The sequence below is a fragment of the Pseudenhygromyxa sp. WMMC2535 genome, from assembly GCF_011083025.2.
Genome location: NZ_JABJWV010000001.1, coordinates 2,050,961 through 2,077,884, shown reverse-complemented (window position 1 = coordinate 2,077,884; position 26,924 = coordinate 2,050,961). Strand labels below are relative to the sequence as shown.

The window sequence follows — 26,924 nt, the reverse complement described above, 5'->3', positions numbered from 1 at the left end:
CCCGGAGAATTGAAGCAGACAGCTGGGCGCGACTCAGGTCGCGCGCCAGCGGACGAGCTTGGGCTTGGGGTCTCGGCGCAGGACCCTGGCGAGCTTGTGGGCCTCGGCGAGGGCGAGACCCAGGGCCTCGTCGACGGCGCTGGCGTCGGGCTCGTCGGTGATCAGGCTGTGGCCCTCGGCCCAGCTCAGCTCCCCAGACCACTCGCGGCCGGCGGGGAGGTAGATCGTCAGGGCGTAGCGCGGCTCGCCAGCGGGCGAGGGCTCGGCGGCGCGCTCGAACACGAAGCGGGCGCCGGTCTTGGGGTGGAGGTCTTGGCTGGAGGGCTTCAAAAACGCAGCGTCCATCCCCCGGGGCTCAGGCCCACGCGGCGGCCAGCGCCGATGGTCCCGAGCTCGGGTTCGAAAGGTTCATCGCGGTTGGCGAGCAGCACCCCCGCGGTCACGCCCCCGACGACGACGGCCACGCCGCCGATGACCGCGACCCAAAACCACGCTTTTTTGTGGACCGGCTCGGGCGCGGGCTCGTCGGTGGTGGCGGGGGCGGGGGCGGGGGCGAAGGCTTGCTCGTGCTGGGCGATCAGCCGGTCGACCTCGGCGATGCGCCGCTGGGCGTCGACGCGGGCCTGGGCCTCCTGAGCCTCGTCGAGGTCGGCGTGGCCGATGTTGAGCACGTAATTTTCGTAGAGGCGGCGGGCCTTCTCGAGGTGCTCGAGCGCGTTGGAGAGGTCGTACCAGCGGGTGTAGGCCTGGCCGAGGTTGAAGAGCAGGGCCGGCTCGTGGCTGAGCTGATAGGCGCGCTCGAAGTGGGTGACGGCCTGCTCGTAGTTGCCCAGGGCGTAGGCGTCGCTGCCGGCTTGGTTCTCGGCGACGGCCTCTGCCAGCTCGGGCTCGGGCTCGGGCTCGGGCTCGGGGGCTTCGCTCGCTGCGTGCAGCGAGGGGGGGATCGCAAAGGGGCTGGCGGCGGCGGGCGAGGACGCGGTCGCCACGGCCAAGCCCACGATCCAGGCCGTGCAGCTCGTGGCGCTCAGAACATGCACTCGAAGTAGCCCTCCTGCGTCTCGCTGCACCCCTCCGGGCAAGAGGCGCTCCCGACCTGGCCGTCGGCGCACAGCTGGAGCACCTCGCCGAAGCAGCCGAGGTTGGACTCGCTCATGCACGGCTCGACGACCGGGGGCGCGCACAGGCAGATGGCGGGGAAGCCCACGCCCGCGCAGGCCGAGTCGGACAGGGGCCCGGCGTCGCCGCAGATGTCTGCGCAAAAATCGTAGAAGGCGCTGGGCGGGAGCGCGCTGATCTCCCCGTTCGCGCACTGGTAGGCCGTCCCAGCCTGGGCGTCGATGGCGGGGGCGCACAGGTAGCTGCCCTCGTCCTCGCAGGGGCTGCCGGGCGTCCACTCGCCCCCGGTCTCGGAGCCCGAGTCGGTCTCGGAGTCAGACTCGCTCTCGGAGTCGGACTCGCTCTCGCCGGAGTCGGACTCGCCGGAGTCGGACTCGCCGGAGTCGGACTCGCCGGAGTCGGACTCGCTGGAGTCCGAGCCCGTGTCTTCACCGGACTCGGAGCCCGCGTCGCCCTCGGCGGTCAGCCCGGCGCAGTCTTGGACCTCGCCGACGTCGAGCACCTCGCCGAGGGCCGGGACGTCGAGGTCCTCATAGATCGCGGAGGCCTGGGCCTCGTCGATGTCCTTGGCCTCGCCGTCTTCGAACCATCCGACGCGGACGCGGGCCCGGGCGACGGCGGGGCCCCTGCGATAGCCGACGGTGGCGAAGCCGTCGTCGAAGACCTCGGCGGCGATGTCGTCGAAGCTGGCCGCGTGGTGCTCGACCTCGGCCCCCTCGGCGTCGTAGCCGGTGATCTCGACGGTCACGGCCCGCGGCGAGAGCCCGCCGAACTCGCAGGGGTAGAGGCGCAGCTCGACGGCGTCTGGCTCGGGGGCGCAGGCGGCGAGCGGCGCGAGCGCGAAGGGGGGGAGCAGCAGGAGGAGCAGCAGGCCGAGTCGGCTGGGGAGCGAGCGGGGCTGCTTCGCCCCTTGGCTCACGACTGGTCCTCGAGCATCGCGCGCAGCTCGAGCAAGCCCGGGCCGAATTCCGCGCGCACCAGGTAGGGGTGGGTCCAGCCGAGCTCGACCTTCTTCGACCACGAGCCGTTGAAGAGCTCGACGACCCAGCGGCACCAGCCGGCGTGCGGAGCCACGTGCTGGCCGGGCCGGGCCGGCTCGAAGCGCACCCACATCCACGGCAGCTTGTGACGCAAGCTCCAGTTGCGCGCGAAGGCCCGGATGTCACGGGCGGCCGCGCGCTGGTGCACGTCGCTGAGGTACGCGGTGACGTAGGTGTTGTAGGAGATCACCGGGGCCTCGGGCGTGGCGGGCACGGCCCGGGTCAGGAAGTCGGTGACCTCCGCGGGGAAGTCGAGGCCGCGCAGCTCGGCCTTGGCGATCTTGGCCTCCCTGGCGCGCTCGTGGATGTCGACGGCCTCGCGCAGCCGGTCGAGGCGGCGGCGGTGGTCGCCCCAGACCGAGGCCTCGAGGCGCTCCTCCGCGCCGGGCACCTCGGGGTCGAAGGGCTCCGGGTCGCCGCCGACGCGGCTGAGGATCTCCGGGCCCGAGCAGGTCTCTTCACTAAAGGAAGCGAAGTCGGGCTTGGGACCGCTGCACAAGATCAGAAATTGATCGCGCTTGGCCCGGCCCAGGCGCAGGCGCTCGCGGGCGCCCCAGGCCAGGTCGTAGCGGCGCTGCTCCGCGTAGAGGTTGAGCCCAGCGTTGCAGCCGAACTCGATCAGGTGGGCGGCCTCGACCTCGAGCATCACGGCCGGCAGCAGCCACGCGAGGCCGCGGGAGGTCTCGTTGCTGATCGCCCGCCAGTTGGCCGCGCGCTCGAAGAGGTCGCCGCCCAGGGCCGAGACCGCGCGCAGCAGGTGGTGGCCAAACTCCTCGTCCCGGGGATCTCGAGCCTCGGGGCCTTCGCCCTCGGGCACGGTCTTGTAGTAGGGGCGAAGCTCGGCGACGCGCGGGTCGTTGGTGAGCACGTACCAGTGCAGGGCGGCGTTGAGCCGCAGGGCTGGATCGAGGTCGTTGATCCACCCGGTCTCACCGCCGTCGGCCTGGTCGGCATCGAGCAGGGCCGCGATGCGATCGCAGACTTCCATCACCGCTTCGACGCCCCCGAGCTCGCGTCCGGCCGCGTCGGGGTCCGAGAACCACTGCACGGCCTGATTGAGCATCGCGGCCGTCAGCTGCGAGTAGCCGCGGACCATGCTGGCCTGCACGGCCAGGTTTTGCCGGTGACGACTCCACGCCGGACGCGCTGGCATGCTCACCCATCTACCATCAAACGGGGCTCCAGCCCAAGGTTGGCGCCTCGCCCTTGCGGGGTGGGGCGAGTTCTGAAACGATTCCGCGGCCGTGAAGGGCCGCCTGCGACCTGTCGAGTACCTGGCCTGGGCCCAGACGGTGCCCAGTGGCGCGCGCTGGGATCTCACCGCCAGCGGCGTGCCCGACAGCTGCGGGTCGGGCCCACTGGCCATGCGCGCTGTCGCGCCCGCGGGTGAGGAGGCCGACGCCGGCCCCGAGGCCCACCCCCAAGTGGGCGCCTTCACCCTCGACGCCCTCGGCCTCGAGCTCGCTGACTTGTGCCGACGCGATCGCCGGGCGGAGATCGTCGCGGACTTCTGCGGGATCATCGGGGCGCGCTACGGCCTCGACCCCGAGTGCGTGGTCCCGACCCTGGGCGCGAGCGGAGCGATCACCCAGGTGCTCTTGGGTCTCGCCCGGCCCGGGGACCACGTGATCGTCGAACGCCCCACCTACGAGCCGCTGCACCGCATCCCCGAGATGTTGGGCCTGAGCGTGTCGAGGCTCGAGCGCAGGTTCGAGGAGGGCTGGGAGCCGCTCCCGGATCGCCTCGCTCGGCTGCTGACCCCCAAGACCCGCGCGGTCATCCTCTCGAGCCTGCACAACCCCTCGGGCGTGGCGATGCGCCGCGAGACCCTCGAGGCCGTGGGCGAGATGGCGGCGCGGGTCGGCGCGATGATCCTCGTCGACGAGGTCTACCTCGACTTCGACTTCGGTCGGCACGGTGAGGGCGAGGGCGAGGGCGAGGACGCAACGAGCGGCCCCGAGCCGCGCCCATGGCTGCCCGCCGCGCTGGCCATCGACAACGGCCTGAGCTGGTCCTCGACCACCAAGTGCTTTGGCTTCGCGGCCCTGCGCGCTGGCTGGGCCGTGACCCGAGACCGCGACGCGGCTCAAGCGCTGCGCCTGGCCAGCCACTACCTCCACGTGGATCCGCCCCTGCCCGCGCTGGCGATGGCCGCCGTGGTCATGCGCCGGGCCGAGGCCCTCGAGGCCCAGGCGGCCGCGGTGATCGCACGCTCTCGGGCGCAGATCGACGCGTGGATCGCCAGCGAGCCGCGCGTGGGCTGGGTGCCGCCCTCCGCCGGCCAGACCGGGCTGATCCGCCTGCCGGATCTCATGCAGGACCAGGTCTTCGCCGATCACCTGCGCCAGGGCTACGACACGCAGGTGGTGCCGGGGACCCTCTTCGAGGCCCCGGGCATGGTCCGCGTGAGCTTCAACCTCCCGACCGAGGCCCTCGCCGAGGCCCTCGCCAACTTCTCGGCGACCCTCGACGATCTGACGGGGCGCTGAGACCTTGGCGAGGCCCAAGCCAGGGCGGGCTGCGACCAACCACCGCGGTCAGTCCGGCCACGAAATTTCGCCCGAGGATCCGGGCGCTCGGCGGGCGGCGATCTTGGAGGCGCTCGCGGGGATCCCTCGCGGACGCGTCGTCGCCTATGGCCAGCTCGCGGCGCTCGCGGGCTATCCTGGCTGTGCTCGGCAAGTCGGCCGGATCCTCTCTCAGCTCCCTCCTGGCCACGATCTGCCGTGGCAGCGGGTCCTCGGGGCAGGCGGTCGCATCAGCCTCGAGGGAGCAGCTGGCCGTCGTCAGCGTCGCTTGTTGGAGGCGGAGGGTGTCGAGTTTCGAGCGAGCGGGCGCGTGGATCTTCGACGCTTTGGACTGTTCGAAGGACCAGGCTGAGCCGAACGATGAGCGGCATATGCACGTATCCTCACGATTCATGCAATCGAAGGTCGTCACTGGAGTGAGTGCGAGCTGCGGCGCGGGATCGGAGAGTGCCACCAGGAGCCAAGAAAACGCCGAAAAACGGCGTATCCGAGCGGCGTGGTGCTACGCGAAGCACGCAATGACGCCTCATTTGTAAAACTCTCGACCTCGGGGCCCATCCCGCAGTAGACACACCATGCGTCCAGTTCATCTGGCGTGAGGAGAAATTTTCGCCGTGACCAACAAGCTTTCCAACTACGCCCTTACCCTTTTTGCCTGCCTGGGACTGACCCTGTCGATCACCGCCTGTGGTGACAGCAGCGGCGACGACGACGTCGGCGACGACGACGAGGCCTCCGGCACCGAAGACACCACCGAGTCCGACAGCGGCACCGAGACGGAGACCGGCTCCGACGACGGTGAGACCGGCACCACGACCGAGGGTGAGACCGACGTCGGCGAGACCGACACCACGGAGGAGACCGCTGGCGACCTGCCCAACGGTGCCGCCTGCACCTCGGACGGCGAGTGCATGTCGGCCAACTGTTACGTGGTCCCCTTCCTGGGCGGCCAGTGCGGTGAGTGCAACGAGGACGCCGACTGCGACGCTGGTGGCTGCACCGCGCCCAACCCCTTCGAGTCCAACGGCTCCACGTGCAACATGGGTGAGCTGGGCGGCGGCTGCGAGAGCAGCGACGTCTGCGAGGACGGCCTGACCTGCGGCAACGTGCTCGACCTGCTCGGCCTGATCCAGATCAACACCTGCGGCAACTGCGAGACGGACGACATGTGCACCGACGACCAGATCTGCGCGCCGCTGGTCAGCGTCGAGGAGTTCTCGGGCGTCAACGACTGCATCGACCCCGGCACCCTCGAGCAGGACGCCTTTTGCAACCTCGAGGGCAACGGCGACAACGCCTGCGCGAGCGGCATCTGCTCGACCATCGACATCATGGGCCTGGCCGAGGTCGGCGCCTGCGGCCAGTGCAACTCCGACGACGACTGCGCCGGCGACACCTGTGTCGCGGGTGAGTTCGTCCTCGACAGCGGCATGCTGGTCGGCTCGACCTGCCAGTAGCGATTGCCCACGGTCCTCGGCGAGCCGCCGAGCCGTGTTCGAGGGAGGTCCCGCGGGGCCTCCCTTTTGTATTTGGTGCCCGCGGGCGCCCTCGGGTAGCGTTTGGCGTGCCGCGAGCAGCGCAGTCTCTGGAGCTGGACCTGGGTTTCGATGAGCCGAGCGCCGAGGTCGAGCCCGCGGCGGCCAGCGGGATCGAGCACGCGGTCGCGATCGTCAACCCGCGCGCCTCCAACGGCGCCGGCGGCAAGCGCTGGCCAAAGATCGAGGCCGCTCTGCGCGGGACCTGGCCCGAGCTCGAGGTCCGCATGACCGAGGCCCCGGGCCACGCCTCGGCGCTGGCCCGCGAGGTCCTCGGCGCCGGCGCCCAGCTGGTCGTCTCGGTCGGGGGCGACGGGACCAACAACGAGGTCTTCGGCGGCTTCCTCGACCCGAAGACGGGGCGCAACGCCTTCCCCGAGGCGGCCCTGGGCGTGGTCGCCAACGGCACCGGCGGCGACTTTCAGCGCATGTTCGGCTCGCTCCCACCGCTGCGCCAGGTCGAGCGCATGGCCGCGGCGCCGCTGCGCCAGGTCGACTACGGCCTCGCGCGCTTCGTGGATCACCAGGGGATCGCGCGCACGCGGCCCTTCCTCAACATGGTCAGCGTGGGGATCTCGGGGCTGGTCGACGCGATCGTCAACCAGTCCGGGCGCCCGCTGGGCAGCACGGCGGCCTACCTCAGCGCGGCGCTCAAGGCGATCTCGCGCTGGCGCAACCTCCCGGTCCGCCTGCAGATCGACGACCAGCCGGCGCGCGAGCTCGAGCTGACCTTGCTGTGCCTGGGCAACGGCCAGTTCTTCGGCGCGGGCATGTGGGCCTGTCCCACGGCGGCGATCACCGACGGCGAGCTCGAGGCGGTGCTGCTCGAGGCCTTCTCGCGCAAGCAGCTCGTCGGCGCGCTGGGGCGCAGCTTCAAGGGCCGGCACATCGGCTACCGGGGGATCGCCACCCAGCCCGCGCGGCGGGTGGTGATCGAGGCCCTCGACGACGCCGAGGTGCTCATCGACCTCGACGGCGAGCAGCCCGGGCGGCTGCCGGCGAGCTTCGAGGTCATCGAGGCGGGCCTGCGCCTGTGCCTGGCCTGAGGGGCATTGTCGCCTGCGTCGCCACGTTTCTTGTTAGACATGAAGCGTGAGTGAGAAGAACAACCGCGGGGTGTTCGTCGCCGTGAGCTTGTTGCTCAACGTGGGGATCGCCGTCGGCGTCGCCATGTACCTGGGGGCGCGCTCGATGTCGCCCGAGGTCCCGGAGCCCTCCGCGGTTGGCGTGCCGCTGGAGGTCGAGTCGTCGCCGGGGACCGAGCTGCCGCAGGTCATCCAGGAGGAGCCGGCCGCCGACGCGCCGGCCCTCGAGCTGCCCACGACGGATCTCGACGTCGCGCGCTCGGCCAGGCGCGCCGAGATCTGGACCGCGCTCGACGAGCGCCACGGGCTCGAGCCGCGCAGCGCCCAGGATCCCGCGCCCTCGCAGGACAGCGCCGCGTCGCTGCCGGCGCTGAGCAAGGCCTACGTCCGCGATGCGATCGCAGCTCGCCTCGCGGCGAAGGTTAAGGGCTGCTACGAGCGCGCCCTCGCCGAGCAGCCCACGCTGGCGGGCAAGCTGACCGTGCGCTTCGAACTCGTCGCGGCCGAGGGCCTCGGGGGCTTCGCCGAGACCGCCGAGGTCGTCGAGGGATCCTCGAGCCTGGACGCGCCGGCCGTGCGCCGCTGCACCCTGGCGGCGGTGTTGTCCGCACAGTTCCCCGCGCCGACGGCCGACGGCCGGGCCGTGGTGACCTATCCTTTCGTCTTCAGCCCCACGGGCGAGGGCTGAGAGTCTATGAATCTCATCTGCTTCGAGTGCCCCAGCTGCGGGGCCGAGCTCCCGCCTCGGGATCCCCGTGGCGAGCAGCGCTGCGAGTACTGCGGCGCTCGCTTCGCCCCCGAGGGCGCCGGCGGGGCCAAGACGAGCGCCGGCGCGGCCCTCGATCGCGCGGCCTTGCTCGCGGCGATCGCCGCGCTCGACGAGACCAAGCTCGAGCTCGAGCTGACCCGCGCCGAGCTGGCCGAGGAGCTCGCCCAGGAGAACGCGGCCGCGGCCGGCGAGCCCCCGAGCAGGCGCGCGCGTCGGCGGGCGCGCAGGCGCGAGCGTCGAAGCGAGCGCAGCGTCCTGCGCCGGATCTTCCTCGCGACCATCGAGCTGTTCGTGTTCGTGGCGACCCTAGCGAGCGTCATCGCGGCCCTGGTGGCCGGGGGCATCGTCGATCTCGACGACCTCCCCTTCCTCGGCGAGGACGAGCGCGAGGCCATCGAAGAACTGCGGGATCGCCTGAGTCAGGACGGCGTCGACCCCTGGGGCGGGCCGCCCTTGCTCACGACCATCGCCGGCGAGCCCGCGGTGGTCGCGAGGGTGCGCCGCGAGGGCGAGGACCTGCTCTTCGTCGACGCCTACGCCCTCGCCGACGGCCGCCGGCTGTGGCGGATCGGCCCGCTCAGCGACGGGCCCGAGGGCCTCGAGCACGTGCGCTTCGCCCTCGCGGGGGACTTCGTCGTGGTTGGGGCGTCCACGGGGCGCACCCTCTTCGTGCACGGCCGCGAGAGCGCGGAGCGGGTGCGGGCGGTCGAGCTCGGCCGGGACCTCGCCTATCTGTGCGGCGTCTCGCCCACGCAGGTCTACGTCCGCGTCGAGGGTCGTGGGCACCAGCTGCTGGATCCCCACAGCGGTGCGCTGTCGCGGGCCGCGGCGGCGCCCGCGGGGTGTGAGCCCGAGCAGGGCGACAGCCTGGATCCCAGCTGGGTGGACGTCGGGCGCCTGCGGGGGGAGCTGCGCGAGGGCACGGTCGTGACCCGGGCGCTGCTCGACCCTGGCGGGGCTGGCGGGGCGCTCTTCGTGCGCAGCGACGACGCGCAGGCGACCCCGCGGCTGCTTGGGTTCTCGCCGCCCGAGGGGAGCGGATCACGGCTGCGGCTGAAGCCCGCGCTGCTGCGTTGGACCGACGAGGGGATCGAGGGGGCGAAGAGCTGGCCGGTGGCGGGGACGCTCGCTGGCGGGGAGCTGGTCCTGGCCGCGTGGGAAGATCAGGCCGGCGCGCTGTGGCTGGGGGCTTGGGCGCTCGCGGACGGGAGCGCGCGCTGGCGGGTGGCGCTCGGGGCAGAGCTCGTGCTGGGGGTGTGGGCGGGGGAGGGCTACGTGCTGGTGGGTCGGAGCCACGTCGTGGAGGTCCGGGGGATCGACGACGGCGAGCTGGTGACCGTCATCGGCGAGCAACCCTGAGCCCTGCGCTACAGCGGGTCCTGCTCGCGCGGCTGATCCGGCGGCGTGTCGTCGCCGTGCTCGTGTCCGTCTTCGTCCTCGGGCTCGGCCGTGTCATCGAGCTGGCCGAGCCCGGCCTCGAAGTGCTCGATGCAGGCTTGTTCGTCCTCGAGCAGGTCGGGAGAGAGCTTGCAGTCGCTCTCGCAAAAGGGGCAGCAGCCGAGGGCGGCGATGGCCCGCTCGTGGCAAGTGGACGCGCTCGTGCTCCCGCAGGCCGAGAGCCCGAGCAGCGCGAGCGTGGCCGCGAGGGCGCCCATTGCCGGGCGCCGGTGGGACCGGGGCTCCGCGGGTGTCGTCGCTCGGCGCGCTCGCATGACGACTTCGTTGTAGCGCAGCTCGAGCGCGCCTTGGCGGTAGCGCGCCGTGCCAAGCCGCGCGCTCAGCCGCCGACTTCGAAGAGCAGCGAGATGTCGACGCTGGGTGCCGAGTGGGTCAGGGCGCCGACGCTGACGAGATCGAGGCCCATGCCCGCGAGGCTGGGCAGGCGCTCGAGGGTGACGCCGCCGCTGACCTCGAGCAGGACGCGTCGCTCGCCCTTGGGACCAGCGATGGCCACGGCCTCGCGCAAGGTCGCGTCGCTCATGTTGTCGAGCAGGGCGGCGTCGGCTCCGGCGGCGATGGCCTCGCGCAGCTCGTCGAGGGTCTCGACCTCGCACTCGACCCGCACGCTGTGCGGGGCGTTGGCCTTGGCGGCCGCGACGGCGGCGCGCACGGAGCCGGCGCAGCGGATGTGGTTCTCCTTGATGAGCACGCCGGAGCCGAGGTCGTTGCGGTGGTTGTGGCCGCCGCCGCAGCGCACGGCGTAGCGGTCGAGGGCGCGCAGGCCGGGCATGGTCTTGCGCGTGTCGACCACGCGGATGCCCTCGCCGGCGGCGTCGACGTAGCGGCGGGTCAGCGTGGCCACGGCGCAGGCGCGGCCGAGGAGGTTGAGGGCCGTGCGCTCGCCAGCGAGCAGCGCCCGGGCGTCGCCGGCGAGCGCGATGAGCTCGTCGCCGGCGCGGACGCTGGCGCCCTCTCGAGCGCGCAGCGCGATCGAGAGCTGGGGATCGACGCGGGCGAAGCTGCGCTGAGCGACCGGGCCGGCGCAGAACACCAGGTCCTGCTTGGCGATGATCCGCCCGCGGGCCGCGGTGCCCGGGGGGACCGTGAGCCGCCCGGTCAGGTCGCCAGCGGCGAGGTCCTCGGCGATGGCGGCGTCGATGATCGTGTCGATGGCGCCGAGCTCGGCGATGTCGAGGCTGCTGCTCATGGCTGGACCTCGACGGGGGCCGAGTTGGACTGGCTCGCCGTCTGGTTGGAGGCCTGGGGAGCGTCGGCCTGGGGAGGGGCGGTCTGTTTGGTGTCGGCCTGCATGGGCCCGGGCCGCCCCTGGGGGCGCCACAGCTCGACGGGGAGCCGGTGCTGCGTGGCCCAGCGCCGCAGCCGGGGGTCGGGGTTGATGACCCGCGGCTCGCCGACGCGCTCGAGCATCGGGAGGTCGGAGAAGCTGTCGGTGTAGAAGTAAGAGCGGTCGAGGTCGATGCCGTGGGTCTCGGCGAAGCGCCCGGCGGCGAGCAGCTTGCCGGGGCCGAAGCAGCTCGGCTCGACGTGGCGACCGGTGAGCTTGCCGTCGACGACCTCGACCTCGGTGCAGATCAGGTGGGGGATGGCGAGCATCTTGCGCAGCGGCTCCACGGAGAAGGTGGTGCCCGAGGTCAGCATCGCCAGCATGTGGCCGCGCTCGCGGTGCCAGGCGATCTGGGCGATGCCCTCGACGCAGATCTCGGGCTCGATGTCCTGGTGAAACCAGCGCTCGACCTCGGCGGCGAGCTCGAGCACGTCGCGGCCGGCGTACTCGCGCACGACCTCGGCGGTGACCTGCTCGTAGTCGAGGATGCTCATGCGGTACTTGACCAGCCACCAGACCGAGCGCAGGGCCGCGGCCACGGAGATCTGGTCGTTGCGCCACAGGTGCTCGACCCACTTGCGGGCCGAATTACAGGCGATCAGCGTGTGATCGACGTCGAAGAACGCCGCTACCTGACCCCGCTCACCGCCGCCATCTTGGACCTGACTCACCTTGGCGGGAAGGTACTCGCGAGCAGCATGTCCATCAACAGGTTGGAGGCGACGTGAAAGAGCGCTGGCGCCCACAAGCTGCCGCTGCGACGCCACAACCAGGCAAACACGAGGGCGGGGAAGAAGGTCGCCAGGCGAGCGGTGTTCGGCACGGTCACGAGGTGGCCGAGGGCAAAGAGCGCGCTGGAGATCACCGCAGCCCAGCCGAAGGGGACGCCGAGGAGCTCGCGCTTGGCGGGGAAGCGCTGCTCGAGGGCGCTCATCAGGTAGCCGCGGTGGAAGACCTCCTCGGGCAAGGCGACGGCGAACAGGCCCACGGCCAGGGCGCGGACGAAGCCCAAGCCGTAGTACTCGGTCCACTCCAGGGGGACGTAGAGACCCCGCGGCCAAAAGCCCCCCGGGTGGTGGCGGCACTGGCGAGCCAAGAAGGCCTCGAGGCCGCCGGCGCCTGGCGTATGCGCCTCGACGGCGATCACCGGGGAGAGCAGGCTGAGGTCGCCCTGGCAGACCCGCCAGTAGAACGTCCAGGTGCCCAGGGCGAAGATCGGGAAGATCAGCGCCGCCGCGATCGCGGCCCACACCCAGCCGCTGCGTCGCCACGGGGGGATCGGCATGTCGGGCCCGACCTGCCAGCGCTGAGCCAGGGTCGGCCGGTCACGGAGCATGGTCCCGGGCAGCAGGTAAAAGCCCGCGATCAGCACCACGCCGATGGACTCGGCGATCACCGGGGGCCAGGGCACCTGGCGCAGCGCGCCGTAGCCCAGGTAGAGGGCGGCGGTGACGAGCACCGCCCGGCGCGCCAGGCTGCGGGCCTGCGCGGGGGTGAGCTGCTCGGGCTGGTCCGGCCGATCGGGCTGCTCGGTGGTGCTCACGCGCCTTCCATTACCCGAGGGTGCCATGGCGGGAAAGTCGGGCGCGCCGCCGTCACCTCGCGTCACGAGTGCGTTAGCTGCGCATCCTCAGGGTTGTCGAAAATTTGTGCTCGTGATCTGGCCATGCCAGGGCTGAAGCATGGTCCAACCAAACCCGACCACCGGCACCTCCACCGATCGCCGCGGTAGCGGCCGCCGCGCACGTGCTCGTGATCGGCTGATGGACCGCGCCAGCCAGAGCTACACGCCGAATCCGGCGCTCTCGCGGGTCAAGCACGTCGAGAACCTGCTGCTCTTCATCGACGACGATCTGCGCGAGACGGCCCTGTCCATGGAGCGTATCGAGCGCTATCTGGTCTCGACCCTGGACGTGCTCGAGGGCGACGCGCTCGACCGCAACGTGGTCCAGGAACTGGCTACGGACTTGAGCGTCCTCGATCAGATCGACATGCTCACAGAGACCCTCGAGAGCCTCCGGCGGCGCATGGCTCGTCTCGCCGCCGTGCTGTAGCCTGCCGGGGGTCGGCCCGGTATGGCGATCCCCGAGCAGATCATCGAACGCATCCGCGAGTCCGTGGACATCGTCGACGTGATCGGTGGTCACGTCGGCCTCAAGCGATCGGGCAAGCAGTACAAGGGCTTGTGCCCCTTCCACGACGAGAAGACTCCGAGCTTCTACGTCGACCCCGTGCGCCGCAGCTTCAAGTGCTTTGGCTGCGGGGCCTGGGGCGACGTCTTCGACTTCGTGCAGAAGATCGAGGGCGTGGGCTTCTTGTCGGCCGTGCGCACCCTTGGCGCGCGCGTTGGCGTCGCGCTCCCGGACCAGAGCGAGGGCGACCTGCGCCGGGCCGAGGCGCGCGAGCGAGAGCGGGAGCAGGCCTACCAGGTCAACGCCGCCGCGGCCGAGGTCTACCGCGAGCTCTTGCTCTCGGGGGAGCACGGCGCGGCCGGCCGCGAGTATCAAGCGCAGCGCGGCATCGACGAGGAGATCGGCGAGTCCTTCCGCATCGGCTACGCGCCGGCGCCGGAGGAGGCTGGCTGGGACACCCTGGTACGCGAGCTCGAGCGGCGAGATCTCCCCATCGCGGTGGCCGAGTCACTGGGCTTGGTCGCCCGCAGCGAGCGCAGCGGTCGAGTCTTCGATCGCTTTCGCGGGCGGCTGATGTTTCCAATCATCCAACCCGGCGGTCGGGTGCTCGGCTTCTCCGGTCGGGTGCTGCCGCGCTTCGCCGAAGGTGCGGACGGCCAAAAGGCGCCCAAGTACGTCAACTCTCCCGAGTCGGTGCTCTACAAAAAGTCCCGAACGTTGTTTGGGATGCACGCCGCGGGGTCGGCCATGCGTGCCAAAGAGCGAGGAATCCTCGTCGAGGGCCAGATAGACGTGGTCTCGATGCATCAGCGCGGCTACACCGAAACGGTGGCGCCCCTCGGTACGGCGCTGACCAAGCCGCAGTGCGAAATGCTCGCACGCTTCACAAATCAGATCGTGCTTTGCTTCGATGGAGACCGCGCCGGCGTCAAGGCGGCGTACGCAGCCATGCCCTTGTTGCTCGAGGTCGGCATGGACGTCCGCGTGGCCGCGCTCCCCGACGGTGAGGATCCCGACAGCCTCGAGGCCGAGCAGCTCGCGAACTTCTTGAGGGCGCCCGGCTCGGGGATCGAGTGGCTGATGCGGCGCATGGTCGCCAAGGGGGCGAGGCAGTCGATCGAGTCCCGCGCTCGGGCTCTGCGAGCGCTTGTCCCGCTGCTGCGCGCCGTTCGGGGCCGAGACGCCCGCGGCGACTATTGCAATTTGGCTGCCGAGCTCCTCGACGTCCCCGCCCGTCGGGTCTGGTCCGCGGTCGGGGGTGGAGGAGGTGGGGCATCTAGCCACGGTCCGCAGGTCGAGCCGGAGATCCAGGCGGATCCGCCACCGTGGATGTCGCCCCCCCCCGAGCTTCTGGGTCAACACGGCGCCGAAGACTCGCAATTTCCTGCGGGTATGCCACACTCCGCGGCCATGCGCCCGGTCCCGGTCCAGCCCTTGCCGAGCGGACAGGCGAGCGTCACGGCCCTCTTGGTGGATCGGCCGGACCTCGCTCGCGTCGCCGAGCGCGAGGGTGTCCTCGAGCGCGTCACGGACCAGCGCCTTCGCCCCATCGTCGCCCGGGTGATCCGAGCGGCGCTACAAGGCGAAAAGATCCCCAGCGAGGGCGAGCTCCTCGAGCTCGTCGATCCCACCCAACACCGCATGCTCCACGCAGAGATCTTCGGCCACGGCTACCTCGAGGTCGAAGATCCCCACGCTGTCCTGGAGCACGGCTTGATCCTGTGCGAGCGTGACCAGCTCACACATGAGGTCCATACCCTCGAGCAACGCATCCGCGAGGCTCGCGCCAGCGGCGATGAAGACGCTGTCCGCGACCTCACCGTCGAGCGCATGGACGCCAGCCACCGCAAGTTACGGCTAGAAGCCGCCATGCGTAGGCACTAGTAACTTCCCCTGGTCTGACTTCACTTCGAGAAGCGAGAGGCACATCAGCGACATGTCCGCCAACAACCCCGCAGATGTCGAGAAGATCGAGAAGATCAAGAAGGCCGTTGTGGCCTTCGGAAAAAAGAAGGGCAAGATCACCGTCGAGGAGCTGCGCGAGCTGCTGCCTCCCGACGTCGTCGACCCCAAGGACATCGGGGAGTGGAAGACCTTGCTCGAGGATCAGGGGGTCGACGTGATCACCGAGACGGCCAGCAGCAAGCGCAGCAAGACCAGCAAGCGCAAGCGCGAGCGCGAGGACTCGGACAACACGCGGACCAACGACCCCGTGCGCATGTACCTGCGCAAGATGGGCTCGGTCTCGCTGCTGACTCGCGAAGGTGAGGTCGAGATCGCCAAGCGCATCGAACAAGGCGAGCTCGAGATGCTCGACATCGTGCTGCGCAGCCCGGTCGCCGTGCCCTACGTCCAGGACCTGTTCGACAAGGTCAAGCGCGGGCAGATGCGGATCAAGGACATCGTCCAGATCGCCACGCCCAACGACGGCCCGAACACCAAGGACGACACGCCGGTCAATCAGGAGGCGGCGTTCGAGAACATGCAGCGCCAGCTCGAGAAGATCCGGCGCCACCAAAAGGACATCGAGAAGCTGCTCACGGCCCAGGCCGCGACCCCGGACAAGCCCACGCGCGAGCGCGGCAAGACCGTGGAGCAGCAGGTCGTGGATCACGAGGTCGCGATCTGCGAGGCGATCCGCGAGATGTTCCTGGGCCGCAAGCCGATCGACGGCATGGTCGAGGAGCTCAGCTTGCTGGTCGACCGGCTCAACAAGGCCGGCCAGGACCTCACGATGTGCGAGAAGCGGGCGGGCATGGAGCTCGGCGAGCTGCGCAAGCTGTTCACCGACGTGCGCCTGTCCGAGGAGGAAGAGTTCAAGCTCTGCCGCCGCCTCGGCCTGCACCCCTCGGAGCTCCACGAGATCGAGGCGCGGATCAAGCTCGCGACCAAGCGCATCCGCCAGATCGAGCAGGAGACCGCCATGGGCTCCGTCGCGCTCATGGACCTGCACGGCGAGCTGATGCGAGCCAAGCGTCAGGCCGAGAAGGCCAAGGCCGAGCTCGTCGAGGCCAACCTCCGTCTCGTCGTCTCGATCGCCAAGAAGTACACGAACCGCGGCCTGCAGTTCCTCGACCTGATCCAGGAGGGCAACATCGGCCTGATGAAGGCCGTGGACAAGTTCGAGTACAAGCGCGGCTACAAGTTCTCGACCTACGCCACGTGGTGGATCCGTCAGGCGATCACCCGGGCGATCGCCGACCAGGCGCGGACGATCCGCATCCCGGTCCACATGATCGAGACCATCAACAAGCTGATCCGGACCAGCCGCTCCCTGGTCCAGGAGCTCGGCCGCGAGCCCACGCCCGAAGAGATCGCCGAGAAGATGGAGCTGCCCCTCGACAAGGTCCGCAAGGTCCTGAAGATCGCCAAGGAGCCGATCTCGCTCGAGACCCCGATCGGCGAGGAGGAGGACTCCCACCTCGGCGACTTCATCGAGGACAAGAACGCGGTCAGCCCGGCCGAGGTCGTGGTCAACCTCAACCTCGCCGACCAGACCCGCCGCGTGCTCGCCACGCTCACGCCGCGCGAGGAGAAGGTCCTGCGCATGCGCTTCGGCATCGGCGAGACCTCGGACCACACCCTCGAGGAGGTCGGCCAGGACTTCTCGGTGACCCGCGAGCGGATCCGTCAGATCGAGGCCAAGGCGCTGCGCAAGCTCCGGCACCCGAGCCGCAGCAAGCGGCTCAAGGCCTTCGTCGAGAGCTCCTGAGCGCGGGGCGAGGCCGCCGAGCGCAAAGCGAAGAGGCGCGACCGCAGCGGTCGCGCCTTTTCTCTTGCTGAGAGCTCTTCGCTCCATGGAACGCTGAGTTTTCGCGGTCCTCGATCGGGCGTGTTGGTACCGTACCGCGATGTCGAGCAAGTTCACCCCATCGCTCCTCGCCCTGCTGCTGACGGCCTGTCCGTCCAAGACCGAGGGCGAGAAGGTCGAGCCCGAGAAGACAGCGGACGAGAAAGCCGAGAAGGCCGACGGCCCCGAGAGCGAGGCTCCGGGGGTGGAGGGCGGCGACGCCAACGAGTCGCCGACCACCGCGGCCCACATGAAGGACCACTTCGCCAAGGCCGAAGAGATCAAGCTCGCGCTGATCGCCGGAGACCTCGAGAAGGCCCGAGAGCCCGCGAAGTGGATGGCCGAGCACCAGGCAGAGGTCGAGCACCCCGAGGCCTGGAAGCCGCACGTCGCAAAGATGCGCGAGGCTGCTCAGGCGCTGGGGAGCGCCGAGGACGTGGCCAAGGCCGCGGGATCCTTCGTCGTCATGGCTCAAAGCTGCGCCGCCTGTCACACGGCCATCGGCGGGCCCGAGATCGACGTCGGCGAGCCCCCGGCCGGCGACGCCTCCGGCGACGTCAAGGCGCACATGGCCACGCACCAGTGGGCCGTCGACGCGCTCTGGCAGGGCCTGATGGGTCCGTCCAAGGAAGCCTGGGTCGCCGGCGCAGAGGCCCTGGCTCAGGAGCCGCTGGGTCCCAAGAACCTGGCCCCCGGTCAGTCGGTCCCCAAGGAGATCGAGGCGCTGGCGACGCGCGTCCACGCCCTGGGCAGTGACGCCCGCGACGTCCCGGACGCCTCGGCGATCCCCGGGGAGGTCTACGGCGAGCTGCTGACGACCTGCGCGACCTGCCACGAGGCGCTGAAGAAGACGCCCTGAGCAGGGCGCCCTGAGCGAGCCCCGGGTCGCGTCGGCTGCGGGGCCGCTCGCCTTCTCGATGGTGTGTACATCCGAGACGAGCGCGGCGAGTTGGGCCGACCGCGAGGCTCACTGCGAGCCGACCCGCTTCGAGCTCGGTTCGCTCGGTCCGCGAGTGCACAAGGTCAAAGGGTCGAAGGCGTAGCAGCGCCCGGTCTCCGCGGCCGTCGAGCCCTCGACGCGAGAGACCTCGACGCTCGCCCGCAGGCGTCCCGCGACCTCTCCCGTCGGCCAGTAGAGCGCCGTCCCGGGCGGGAGGCGCTCGCGGCTCGCTCCAGGCGGCGGTGAGAGCGGTGTCCGCGGGGGGAGCTCCCCCTCGCCGACCACCCGCGCCTCGACATCGACGCAAGCCCGAGCGCTGCGGACGAGACGCGCTGTTTCGTCGACGAGCTCGACGCGGAGCGTCTGGTCTTCGTCGACTGGATGCAGGCGGGCCTCGCCGACGACCAGCGCGAGCGGGTCACGCCAGTCCCAGGCAAAGCCCGCGCGGGGCTTGTGCCCCGAGTGGACCGTCCCGGGGTGATGTCGGGCGCCGGTGCGCCCACCGGGGAGCTCCAGCTCGACGCTGAAGTCCGCGCTGCGCAGCTCGAAGCGCTGATCACCGAGGGCATGCAGGGGCGCGCCGCGAGCGATGGTCAGGCGCGTCGCGTCGGCGAAGCTCAGGTCGAGGCGCTCGAGAGAGACGGGGACCAGCGCAGCGACGGGCACGGCGAGCTCGAGCTCGACGTGGCGAAAGAGAGTATTTCGCGTCACGCACGACTCGTGAGAAGGCGTCGCAACGATCCACCCTTCGCGCTCGGAGAGAACCCGGAGGCCGAGCGGGCGCCCGCGGGGGAGCCGGGCGACCTCGGCTCCCCTGGGGCTCGCATGGAGCACGGTGTCGCCGGCGACGACCACGTGATCGAGGGGCTCGGGCTGCGTATCGACGTTGGGCCAGTGCGCCACCTCGCCAGCCTCGGCGGGCTGAACCGCCGAGGGATCGCGGGCCGGAGTCTCTCGTGCCGCGGCGACCTCGGGCGCGTGCTCCCTCGCCGGGCAGGCTGCCGCCGCCAGGGAGAGTCCGAGGACCAAGGTCACTCCCGGCAGGTGGCGCACCTGCTCATGGTACACCCGCTCGCTGGCTCGTCCTCCTGGTAAGGGGTCGCGGCGCCGTGAACCCAAGCTGATCCGGATCAGCCGCTCCCTGGTCGAGGACGTCGGCTAGGACTCCTCGGCGGCCTGCGAGTGGATCCGTCAGATCGAGGCCAAGGCGCTGCGCAAGCTCAGGCACCCGAGCGCAAAGAAGAGAGGCGCGGCCAGAGCGGCCGCACCCCTCTATTCGATCGTGACGCGCTGGCAGCGATGAGGCTCGGGGAGTGCAGCGAGCATGTTGAGCAGCGGGCTCCATACTGCGTCGGCCGCCAAGAACAAATCGACGTGAACTTCGTAGGTTTGCTCGTCGAAGATCGCGCTCTCGACCCCGATGAGCCCAAAGTTGCCCGCGTTCAGGGCTTCACGTGAGGGCGGGTAGGCGAAGCAAGACAACTCGAGCCAGCAAGCGATCTTCGCTTCGAGAACCTGTTCGGTCTCGACAGCGAGCGGGTGAGCGAAGTGGATGAGCACGGTGACACTCTGCTCTCCACTTTGGGAGGGGATGCGTTCGAGCGTGAAGGGGAGCGTTGACGGGTGTTCGGGATACCAGTCGTGCGGAGATGCGCCTGGGTCGTCGAGTTGGAGGAGTAAGGGCTCGGTCGCGGGGGGGTGCTGGTGGACGAAGAGCGAGCGGAGCTCGACGCTCGTCTCGTGAATCAGGCGCAGGTTGCTGGCCAAGACGCGAGCGTAGCGGAGGTCGACGCCTTGCAGGTCGTAGGTCCAGGACACACCGTCACCGAGAATGTCGATGCGGGAGCGGGCGAGGGATGGCCCGCCTGCTAGAGAGAAGGCGCCCTGCTCGATGAGTTCGGAAAAGCTCGTGGCGAGGGCTTTTAGCTCTTCTGTTTGTTCGCGGGTCGCCTCGGGGGCGAGGGTGACCTGCCACGTGTGGGTGCAGGCCGGGCGTTGGTCGAGCCAGGCTTCATGCTTCATCGGGGATGTCTTCTAGGAAGCGGCGGTACCACTCGAGGCTTTTTTCGTGGTCGTCGGGGCTACGGAGGAGAAAGGCCGGCTGAAACTTGTTGCTGAACAAAGGCTGCAGGCACTTGGCGATGGTGCGATGAAGAGGTAGCAGTTCGCCACGGTTGACATCTCCCAGCTGCGGCCATTCGCCGGCGAAGATCATCAGCCCGAGGTCCGTCTCGATGCAGCTCGCTTCATCCGGGAGCGCAGCAACGACTTTTTCAGGGGGGAGGTTGGTACGCTCGAGCAAGGTCTTACCGGTCATGGTCAGCCAGTTGAAGGAACGAAGAAAATCCTTGGCGTGATAGGTCACGTTGTGATCGAGATCGATCCCGATATAACGACGAGCGAGAGCGTAGGCGGCTTGGGTCGAGATGGATTCGTATACCCAGTTGTGTTCGAGGCTGTAGCCACCATGGCCAGACGCGAAGGGTAATCGCTCTGCCATACGTTGTGCCAACTCGAGATAGGCTGATCGGTTTTTCTCGAACCATTGTGGGGAAAAGCTGAAGCGCAGAAGGCTCGGGTGCCAGGCCTTGCGACGCTCTCCATTCCTCAGCTCCTCACAGACAAGCCGTACCCCCCAAGGGGAGGTGCTCGAGGGATGCTCCGCGCCGTGTACTTTCAAGGACCGATAGGGCTTCTGTTTGGACCCTTTACGCCACCAGCTGGCGGGTAACTTCAGGGTTCGGGCGGTCTTGGGCTTGTAGAGTGACATGGTCTCCGTCGCGTACCAGCGCAGGACATCTGATGGGACGATGCGCTCGTATGCGGCGAGGAGCTGGATGACTTCGTCACCGTATGTGGATATTGGATGATCGAGGTGGACTGCTAAATCGACGGAGAGCGTGGTGAGCAAGAATCCACTCTTGCTGTGGACATCAAATCGGCTGCTACTGTTCTGGGGGGCATTTTTCTTCATCGATGTCCTCGGGGGATAGTGACTCTACTCTCGTTGACCTGCCGCTGTCCACGTGATTATTTTCTGTTGCTGTAATCTCCTCATAGGCGGATTTTCTCGTGTCGGGGATCAGTGGCTTAGGATTTCCGTTGCAGGGAAATTTTGCATCGATTATTTTGAGGTTTCCACTTTCGTCGCGAAAGATCACGTCAGGTCGACGAAGGAACCCTTTGCCCGGTTCGTAGTTTTTGAACGCGTATTTTGCGAGTTTTACGGCTTGCCAGATATTGCTCTTTGATTGACCGCCGAATGGTGATGTTCTCGTATTTGAGACGACGAGTTGAGGCGGGGTTGTCATGACAACCCAAGTTTCGCTATAAATATATGGTTCGTGGTCTCTTAGCTTGTGCTCCATGCACGCATGTTTGCGTTTTCCTAGTTCTTTGCACTTTTCCCCTTTTCGTGGTTTGATGTCTTCATCACACCTATAGATCGCACAGTGAATCTTCATCTCGGCAGAGAGCTGTGATTTGATACTCGAGGTTCTCTGCAACACTCCAGCCAGTGTCGCCGCGTTAGCCGGCGACCCGCTCGGCCCACAGTTGTTCATCATCGGCTCTCCGAGCAGATGAACGCTCTTCCCCTCGAATCGTACATCCATCGTCCCGGGCCCGATGAACTTGCTCGGCCCGTGCGTGTTCGCAGAGATCAGCCCCCCGCCGGTCCCCTTCGAGGCCGCGTCGCCCTGACTGCCGAAGCTCGCCCCTCGGATGGCCACCGTCGCGCCCTCGACGGTCACCGTCTTGGTGTAGTTCTTGGGAGACGACCCGCTCTTACCGATATTCGGCAGCGGTGTCGGCACGAAGGGCGCCCCGGGCATCTTGCAGACGTTGGGCAGCGTCGCGCTTGCGGTTCCCTCACTGCCCTTGGTGACGGGTGTCTTTGGCGGGTTGATGCTCACGCTGGACATGGTGGAGTCTCTCTGGAGGTCAAAAAGGTTTATGCAAGCGCGCGGCGCCGCGCAGACCGCCCTCGGAGCTGGCCCAGATTAGCGCAGAAGGGCCGCGAGGGGCGCTGATGATGTGGCCGGGTATCCAGGTGTGGGCGGCGAGGATTGCGAAGAGTGGACCGGAGGCGGCGCCGACGTCTCCCCAGGATGAGGCTGGCGCGTGAAATGCGGTGGGATCGACGAAGGGCTGAGCGTTTGCTAGCGCGACGAAACCCCACTCCTCGCTGCGATAGCGCTCACCGTTGATGTCGCAGTAGACATCGTCGATGGGGACGCCGCGATAGCGAGGATCTGCGCAGGCGTGGGCGATAGCGGCCTGGAGGCCTTGGCCGAGGCAGATATCCTCGGTCTTGATCAAGGCCGACTCCTGCGCGGTGCCGACGCCCACGATGTGAGCCCGTGAGCTCAACTTGCGCGCACGCAGGACCTCGAGGGTGGTGAGCACGAGGAAGGCCGCGCCCTCGCCAGGGAAGAAGGCCGAGCGCGTGGTGAAGGTCTGTAGTTGACGGTGCTCGGCGAGCCAGTCGAGGGTATCGGCGTCGAGGTAGCTGTCGACGCCACCGACGATGCACCACTCGCAGGTGCCGGACTCGAGCTGGGTGATGGCGAGAGCCATCGCGTGGAGACCGGCGGCGTGCCCGAGAGGGAGGGGGGTGACTTCTAAGCCAGGGATGCCCGGCAGACCGTTCTTGGCGAGCTCGGTTGCGGTTGCCATCGCGTGGGCCTGAGTCCAGCCGGGCCTCGGTTCGGGTAGCCCGAGGAAGAGAGGCACGCGCTCGGCGGGGATCAGGCCCATGGAGCTCAGCTGATCGCTGAGCTCCTCGAGGGCGAGAGAGGCGAGAGGCACGAGGCGACGCCAGCCCAACAGTCTCGGTGCGAGAAAAGGAACACGTGCGGTCCGAAGAGGTTCCCCGGTGGGATCGACCATGAAGGGGTGCTCGGCGATGCGACAGATCCCAGCTCGTACAGCGGTGGCTGTGCTGTCTACGTATGCTCCCACGGGGGTCATCGCGGCCATGGTGAGAATATGAGTCGAGGCGGACATGGCTCAGCGAAGGTAGGGTTTCTCCCAGATCATGGAGTAGTCGAGGTAGTCGATGTCACGGTTTGCGACGGCCTGGGCGCTCTGCCAGACCATGATGAGCTGGCCCTCATCCGGCTCGATGGTGACCGTACTCAGGGCGCAGCGGAGGTCCTCGCTGTGTGCTCTGCCCGCGAAGTGCGTTCTACAGACGATGCAGAGCTTGGGGAGTTCGAGGACCAAGCTGCCACTCGGGCTGAGGTTGGTCAGCACGATGACCTCTCCGCCGCGCAGGCGGCGAGCGGGGCGCTGGTCGACGGGGGCGGACAAGAGCGCTGTGTCCTCGTAGTCGCTGGGAAGGAGAGGCCGCCTCTGTCGGAACCAAGCGTCGTCGTAGGTCCCCGCGAGCTCGAGACGCGGCGACCAGTGGCTGGCGAGGGCACCGAAGCCTGCGGGCCCTACTCGGGCAGGATCTCCACCTCTATAGAAGATGCTCGGTCCCGAGCGACCCAGGAGGTGAAAGGGACGGGCGGAAATGCCGCAGCCCACGGGGTTGCGTGTGTCGAAGCGATGGTTCCGAGGGTCGGCATCAGTCGTGTCCGTACCGCCGTAGCTGTGCTCGTAACGAATCGGGCGGCGAGTGAATGGCTCAGGGCTCGAGAGACGGATGCCTGGGCCACGTCGTTCATAGACGGTCTGGCCGCGGACGAGCAGTTGCTTGCTCGAGCGCTCGATCTGTACGCTGACGGGCAGTTCGAAGACGGGTCGATCGTTTGGAGCGTGGGCGGTGGCGTTGACCGTGAGGTCCGTCGTGGGCTTCATGGCGACGAGGTCGGCGTCATAGCGCAGGCTGGAGAAGCCGGCGTCCCCGAAATGCTCCGGCTCGAGTAAGGGGAGTTGTTGCTCGTCAGCGAGGTGAACGACGCCTCGCTGGTCGAAGCCGAAGGTTGCCTTGACGACGACGACCCAGTGATGGCGACCGTGCTTGTCTCGGACCCAAGTGCGCTCGGTTGCGTAGGGGGTCCTATTTGTCACCATCCACATGCGTCGACGTTGGCGCTGGGCCTCGTCGCATATGGTCGCCCGCGAGTGCGGATGGTTTGCGCTGGCTCAGCTCGGGTCTTCGAACTTCGGCGCCCGCTTCTGCATCCGAGCCATCACCGCTTCGAGCTGGTTTTTGCTCCCGAGCAGCGGCAGCTGAAGCTCGGTCTCCAGGGCGAGGGCCCCGCGGTCGTCGAGGCCCGGGGCCTGCTCCCACAGGGTCTTGGCCGCCCGGATCGCGTGGGGCGAGCGCTCGGCGATGGTCTTGGCCAGCGCGCGCGCCTCCGCCAGGGGGTCGTCGCAGACCCGCGTGACCAGGCCGAGGCGCGCGGCCTCGGGGGCGTCGAGCTCGCGGCCGGTGAAGGTCAGCTCCTTGGCGACGTCGAGGCGGACCAGGCGGCTGAGCGTCCGGGTGATGCTCATGTCGGGGATCAGGCCCCAGACGATCTCTTTGACGGCCAGGCGGGTCTGAGGGTGGGCCAGGCGGATGTCCGCGCCCAGGGCGATCTGTAGGCCGCCGCCGACGCAGGTCCCGTGGAGCGCGGCGATCACCGGGACCGGGACCTCGGTCCAGATCCAGCCGACGCGCTGGGCGATGTTGTCGACCCGGTCGCCGCGGGCCAGGAGCTTGTCTTGGTAGGCCTGGCCGGCGGCCATGAAGGACTTGAAGTCGAGGCCGGCGCAAAACGAGGGGCCCTCGCCGGACAAGACCACGGCGCGCAGCCCGGGCTCGGTCTTGGCGCGCTCGCCCGCGGCGACGATGCCCTCGAACATGGCGAGGTCGAGGCCGTTGTGCTTGTCGGGGCGGTTGAGGCGGATCTCGGCGATCCCGTCTTCGACGCTGTAGGTGACGCGCTCGCTCATCGCGGTGGTTTTACCACCCCGCGCGAGGGGGCCTCACCAGCGCGCGGGCCTCACCAGCGCACGGGCCAGACCACGCTCATCTCGTCGTCACGAAAGCGCTCGAACTCGGCGCGGCCGAGGACCTCGGAGATGCAGGTGATGGCGTCGGGCTCCGGCGTGGGGCTGGTCTCGTAGCTCTCGGCGCGGCCCTCGTTGCCGATGGTGATCGTCAGGCGGATGGTGGTGCCGGGTGCCACCTCGCACTCGAGCAGGTCGGCCTCGATCTCGTCGAGGGAGGCGAGCACCTGCGCCGTGCTCAGCTTGTCCGGGAGCGGGCCATCATCGCTGGGGGTGGGCGCGAGCGCGGAAGGGAGGGCGTCGGTGGGCTCGTTGGTGAGCTCACCGGGCGCAGCGCGAGGGTAGGGCTCAACCTCGGGGACCGGGCCTGGGTGCTCGCTGACCTCGTCGAAGCTGATCGCGAGGAGGACGGGGGGCGTGGTCAGGCTGTCGGAGATCCTCACGACGGGGTCGGCCCCGTCGGCGCGGGAGAACTCGAAGGCTGCGTCGCCGTCGTTGTCCTCCTCGTCGACGCTGAAGATGGGCATGCCCTGGGGGTCGAAGGTGCAGGTGGTGAAGCCCGTGGTGCTGGCGCCGTAGAGCCGCTGGGTGCCGCCATCGATGGTGCAGTCGAAGCGAAAGCGACAGTTGAAGTTTCCGTCGGTCTTCGGCTCGAACCACAGCTCGCAGCTGTCGCCGAGCGCGGCGACGGTGCCCGCCTGGGCGACGCGGGTGACCTTGCCCGTGTAGTGGAGCAGCGCGGGCGCGTCGGCGGGCACCGACGTGCTGCCTTGCGCGGGGAGGGAGGGGTCCCGCCCGCTGGGGATCGCCTCGTTGGGGATCGCCTCGATCACGACATCGGGCTCGGGCGTGTACTCGTACTCGGAGGTCGAGTCGAAGTCCCACACGTCCTCCAAGTCGATCTCCGACAGCCAGCGCACCCCGAACACGGCGCCGGCGATCAGCAGCACCGTCAACAGGCTGCGCCCGGAGCTCGACGAGGTGGACGACGAAGACGAGGAGGCCTTGGCGCGGGCGAAGGCGCGAGCTTGGGCCTCGGCGCGAGCCTGAGCCTGAGCCTGAGCCTGGGCCTCGGCGCGGGCTTGGTTTTGCCGGCGAAGGACATCGAGGGTGCTCTCTTCGCGGGCGGGCTCGCTGGGCTCGGCGGCGCGCGGGGGAGGGGCGCTGGCCTGGCTGGCCTGGCTGGTGAACTCGTCGGTGTAGAAGTCCTCGGCCGACGCGGAGAACACCCCGCGAGCGGGTGCGCCAGCGTCGGTCGAGAGCCGGTCGAGGTCGAGGTCGATCTCGAAGGCGCTCGCGGGCTCGTCGTTGGGGCGCTCGGTGGGCAGCGTTCGCCTGCGCCAGCCGAGGTCGCCGGCGATCAGGCGCTCGAAGTCCAAGCTCGCGTCGACGGCCGACTCGTAGCCCTCGTGGCCGGCGGTCAGCATGCGGTCGATGGCCACGCCCAGCGGCCCGGGGACGGTCTCGCGGGCGCGCCGGCGCTGATCGGGGAGGTTGCGGTCGCTGAGCCACTCGCCGGTCGCCGCGTAGATGAGCACGTGCGCGAGCTGGCGCAGATCGCTGCTGCGCGCGGCCTCGCTGCCCTCGGGCGTCGAGGAGATGAAGGCGTCCGCGAGGTGGCTGTCCTGCTCGAAGATCTGCTGGGCCCACTCGAAGCCAAAGAGCACGGGGTCGCGCCGCGGCGAGACGAAGCCGACCTTGCCCGGGTGGATGTGACAGTGGATCAGCGCCGGCATCGAGCGGTGCGCGTAGCTCAGGCCGATGAGCAGGGTCTGGGCCAGCTCGATGACCTCCGCCGCCGGCAGGGGGCCCTCGCTCTGCACGCGCTGACCGAGGGTTCCGCCGGCCAGCCAGTCCATGACCACGTAGGGCCGGGGATCGCTGACGCTCGAGACCTGGTGGATCTTGACCAGCCCGCGGGCGCGCAGATCCGCGAACGAGCGGTGGCCGTTGATGAAGCGCGCGCAGGCCTTGCGATCGCTGGGATCGGTGACGAAGAGCACGCCGACGCGCAGGTCGAAGCCGTCGTCGCGGGCCTCGTAGAGCACGCCGTTTTCGAGCTCGCCGCTGCGGGCGACGAGGCGGTAGCGGTAGGCGACGAGCAAGCTGCCGCCGCAGCTCGGGCAGACCTCGGGGGCCGCGTCGAGCTCCGGGTCTTGCTCGACCTCGTGCTCACAGTGGGGGCAGGCCAGCGAGGGCATCGCCCCGACGATAACGTGTTTCGAGGGCGCCGGCGCGGTGTGCACGGCGCCCCCGAGT

Annotated in this window: 26 protein-coding genes; 10 read left to right on the top strand and 16 right to left on the bottom strand. The window is 69.1% G+C overall.

Features of this window, described 5'->3' with window-relative positions; all coding sequences use genetic code 11:
* Positions 1-33: 33 nt before the first annotated feature.
* From G6O69_RS07825 to G6O69_RS07810, 4 genes are read right to left on the bottom strand one after another with little or no spacing between them, the layout of a single operon-like run.
* Positions 34-330 carry a hypothetical protein gene (locus G6O69_RS07825; protein ID WP_172302899.1) on the bottom strand — a complete coding sequence of 99 codons (297 nt, stop codon included), beginning with the start codon at positions 328-330 and terminating at the stop codon, positions 34-36.
* A complete protein-coding gene (locus G6O69_RS07820) occupies positions 327-1,037 on the bottom strand; it encodes a tetratricopeptide repeat protein (protein ID WP_172302898.1) in 711 nt (236 codons plus the stop codon). The genes G6O69_RS07825 and G6O69_RS07820 overlap by 4 nt, the downstream gene beginning before the upstream one ends.
* Positions 1,025-2,035, bottom strand: coding sequence for a hypothetical protein (locus G6O69_RS07815; protein WP_172302897.1), 1,011 nt, complete (start codon positions 2,033-2,035; stop codon positions 1,025-1,027). The genes G6O69_RS07820 and G6O69_RS07815 overlap by 13 nt, the downstream gene beginning before the upstream one ends.
* Positions 2,032-3,309 (bottom strand): DUF2332 family protein, encoded by a 1,278-nt coding sequence (locus G6O69_RS07810; protein WP_172302896.1) that lies wholly within the window; start codon positions 3,307-3,309, stop codon positions 2,032-2,034. The genes G6O69_RS07815 and G6O69_RS07810 overlap by 4 nt, the downstream gene beginning before the upstream one ends.
* A gap of 91 nt (positions 3,310-3,400) precedes the next feature.
* Between G6O69_RS07810 and G6O69_RS07805 the strand changes: the two genes are divergently transcribed.
* From G6O69_RS07805 to G6O69_RS07780, 6 genes are all read left to right on the top strand, one after another.
* On the top strand, positions 3,401-4,645 hold the full coding sequence (locus tag G6O69_RS07805) for an aminotransferase class I/II-fold pyridoxal phosphate-dependent enzyme (protein WP_172302895.1): 1,245 nt from the start codon (positions 3,401-3,403) through the stop codon (positions 4,643-4,645).
* A 64-nt stretch (positions 4,646-4,709) separates the two neighbouring features.
* Complete coding sequence (locus G6O69_RS07800) at positions 4,710-5,036, top strand: MGMT family protein (protein WP_172308169.1); 327 nt, start codon at positions 4,710-4,712, stop codon at positions 5,034-5,036.
* 262 nt (positions 5,037-5,298) lie between these two features.
* Positions 5,299-6,141, top strand: coding sequence for a hypothetical protein (locus G6O69_RS07795; RefSeq protein WP_172302894.1), 843 nt, complete (start codon positions 5,299-5,301; stop codon positions 6,139-6,141).
* Positions 6,142-6,248: 107 nt separating this feature from the next.
* Positions 6,249-7,265 (top strand): diacylglycerol kinase family protein, encoded by a 1,017-nt coding sequence (locus G6O69_RS07790; RefSeq protein WP_172302893.1) that lies wholly within the window; start codon positions 6,249-6,251, stop codon positions 7,263-7,265.
* Positions 7,266-7,311: 46 nt separating this feature from the next.
* Positions 7,312-7,992: an AgmX/PglI C-terminal domain-containing protein gene (locus tag G6O69_RS07785; protein ID WP_172302892.1), complete on the top strand. Its 681-nt coding sequence runs from the start codon at positions 7,312-7,314 to the stop codon at positions 7,990-7,992.
* A 6-nt stretch (positions 7,993-7,998) separates the two neighbouring features.
* Positions 7,999-9,432: a zinc ribbon domain-containing protein gene (locus tag G6O69_RS07780; RefSeq protein ID WP_172302891.1), complete on the top strand. Its 1,434-nt coding sequence runs from the start codon at positions 7,999-8,001 to the stop codon at positions 9,430-9,432.
* Between the two features lie 8 nt (positions 9,433-9,440).
* Here the strand turns inward: G6O69_RS07780 and G6O69_RS07775 are convergent, their stop codons facing one another.
* The 4 genes from G6O69_RS07775 to mrtZ form a co-directional block, all read right to left on the bottom strand.
* Entirely contained in the window at positions 9,441-9,785 is a 345-nt protein-coding gene (locus tag G6O69_RS07775; protein WP_176396702.1) for a hypothetical protein, read from the bottom strand.
* Positions 9,786-9,850: 65 nt separating this feature from the next.
* Positions 9,851-10,720 (bottom strand): carboxylating nicotinate-nucleotide diphosphorylase, encoded by an 870-nt coding sequence (gene nadC / locus G6O69_RS07770; protein WP_172302889.1) that lies wholly within the window; start codon positions 10,718-10,720, stop codon positions 9,851-9,853.
* Positions 10,717-11,529 (bottom strand): HAD family hydrolase, encoded by an 813-nt coding sequence (locus G6O69_RS07765; RefSeq protein WP_172302888.1) that lies wholly within the window; start codon positions 11,527-11,529, stop codon positions 10,717-10,719. Before G6O69_RS07765 ends, nadC begins: the two co-directional genes overlap by 4 nt.
* Positions 11,526-12,401 (bottom strand): myxosortase MrtZ, encoded by an 876-nt coding sequence (mrtZ, locus tag G6O69_RS07760; RefSeq protein ID WP_172302887.1) that lies wholly within the window; start codon positions 12,399-12,401, stop codon positions 11,526-11,528. The genes G6O69_RS07765 and mrtZ overlap by 4 nt, the downstream gene beginning before the upstream one ends.
* 139 nt (positions 12,402-12,540) lie before the next feature.
* On the opposite strand from mrtZ, the gene G6O69_RS07755 reads away from it, so the two are divergent.
* From G6O69_RS07755 to G6O69_RS07740, 4 genes are all read left to right on the top strand, one after another.
* Positions 12,541-12,912, top strand: a complete 372-nt coding sequence (locus G6O69_RS07755) for a hypothetical protein (RefSeq protein WP_176396701.1) — start codon at positions 12,541-12,543, stop codon at positions 12,910-12,912.
* A 21-nt stretch (positions 12,913-12,933) separates the two neighbouring features.
* A complete protein-coding gene (gene dnaG, locus G6O69_RS07750; protein ID WP_172302885.1) occupies positions 12,934-14,874 on the top strand; it encodes a DNA primase in 1,941 nt (646 codons plus the stop codon).
* A 52-nt stretch (positions 14,875-14,926) separates the two neighbouring features.
* Entirely contained in the window at positions 14,927-16,702 is a 1,776-nt protein-coding gene (rpoD, locus tag G6O69_RS07745; protein WP_172302884.1) for an RNA polymerase sigma factor RpoD, read from the top strand.
* 139 nt (positions 16,703-16,841) lie between these two features.
* Positions 16,842-17,639, top strand: coding sequence for a hypothetical protein (locus G6O69_RS07740; RefSeq protein ID WP_172302883.1), 798 nt, complete (start codon positions 16,842-16,844; stop codon positions 17,637-17,639).
* Between the two features lie 108 nt (positions 17,640-17,747).
* Here G6O69_RS07740 and G6O69_RS07735 read toward each other — a convergent pair whose 3' ends face one another.
* The 8 genes from G6O69_RS07735 to G6O69_RS07700 form a co-directional block, all read right to left on the bottom strand.
* Positions 17,748-18,773 carry a hypothetical protein gene (locus G6O69_RS07735; RefSeq protein ID WP_172302882.1) on the bottom strand — a complete coding sequence of 342 codons (1,026 nt, stop codon included), beginning with the start codon at positions 18,771-18,773 and terminating at the stop codon, positions 17,748-17,750.
* Between the two features lie 219 nt (positions 18,774-18,992).
* Positions 18,993-19,742 carry a hypothetical protein gene (locus tag G6O69_RS07730; RefSeq protein WP_172302881.1) on the bottom strand — a complete coding sequence of 250 codons (750 nt, stop codon included), beginning with the start codon at positions 19,740-19,742 and terminating at the stop codon, positions 18,993-18,995.
* On the bottom strand, positions 19,732-20,631 hold the full coding sequence (locus G6O69_RS07725; RefSeq protein ID WP_172302880.1) for a type VI immunity family protein: 900 nt from the start codon (positions 20,629-20,631) through the stop codon (positions 19,732-19,734). Before G6O69_RS07725 ends, G6O69_RS07730 begins: the two co-directional genes overlap by 11 nt.
* A 34-nt stretch (positions 20,632-20,665) precedes the next feature.
* Positions 20,666-21,643, bottom strand: a complete 978-nt coding sequence (locus G6O69_RS07720; protein WP_172302879.1) for a PAAR-like domain-containing protein — start codon at positions 21,641-21,643, stop codon at positions 20,666-20,668.
* Between the two features lie 19 nt (positions 21,644-21,662).
* Positions 21,663-22,529 carry a beta-ketoacyl synthase N-terminal-like domain-containing protein gene (locus G6O69_RS07715; RefSeq protein WP_176396700.1) on the bottom strand — a complete coding sequence of 289 codons (867 nt, stop codon included), beginning with the start codon at positions 22,527-22,529 and terminating at the stop codon, positions 21,663-21,665.
* Between the two features lie 201 nt (positions 22,530-22,730).
* Entirely contained in the window at positions 22,731-23,741 is a 1,011-nt protein-coding gene (locus G6O69_RS07710) for a DUF2169 domain-containing protein (RefSeq protein ID WP_255215729.1), read from the bottom strand.
* A 72-nt stretch (positions 23,742-23,813) separates the two neighbouring features.
* A complete protein-coding gene (locus G6O69_RS07705) occupies positions 23,814-24,608 on the bottom strand; it encodes a crotonase/enoyl-CoA hydratase family protein (RefSeq protein WP_172302876.1) in 795 nt (264 codons plus the stop codon).
* A 50-nt stretch (positions 24,609-24,658) separates the two neighbouring features.
* Entirely contained in the window at positions 24,659-26,866 is a 2,208-nt protein-coding gene (locus G6O69_RS07700; protein ID WP_172302875.1) for a hypothetical protein, read from the bottom strand.
* Positions 26,867-26,924: the final 58 nt, after the last annotated feature.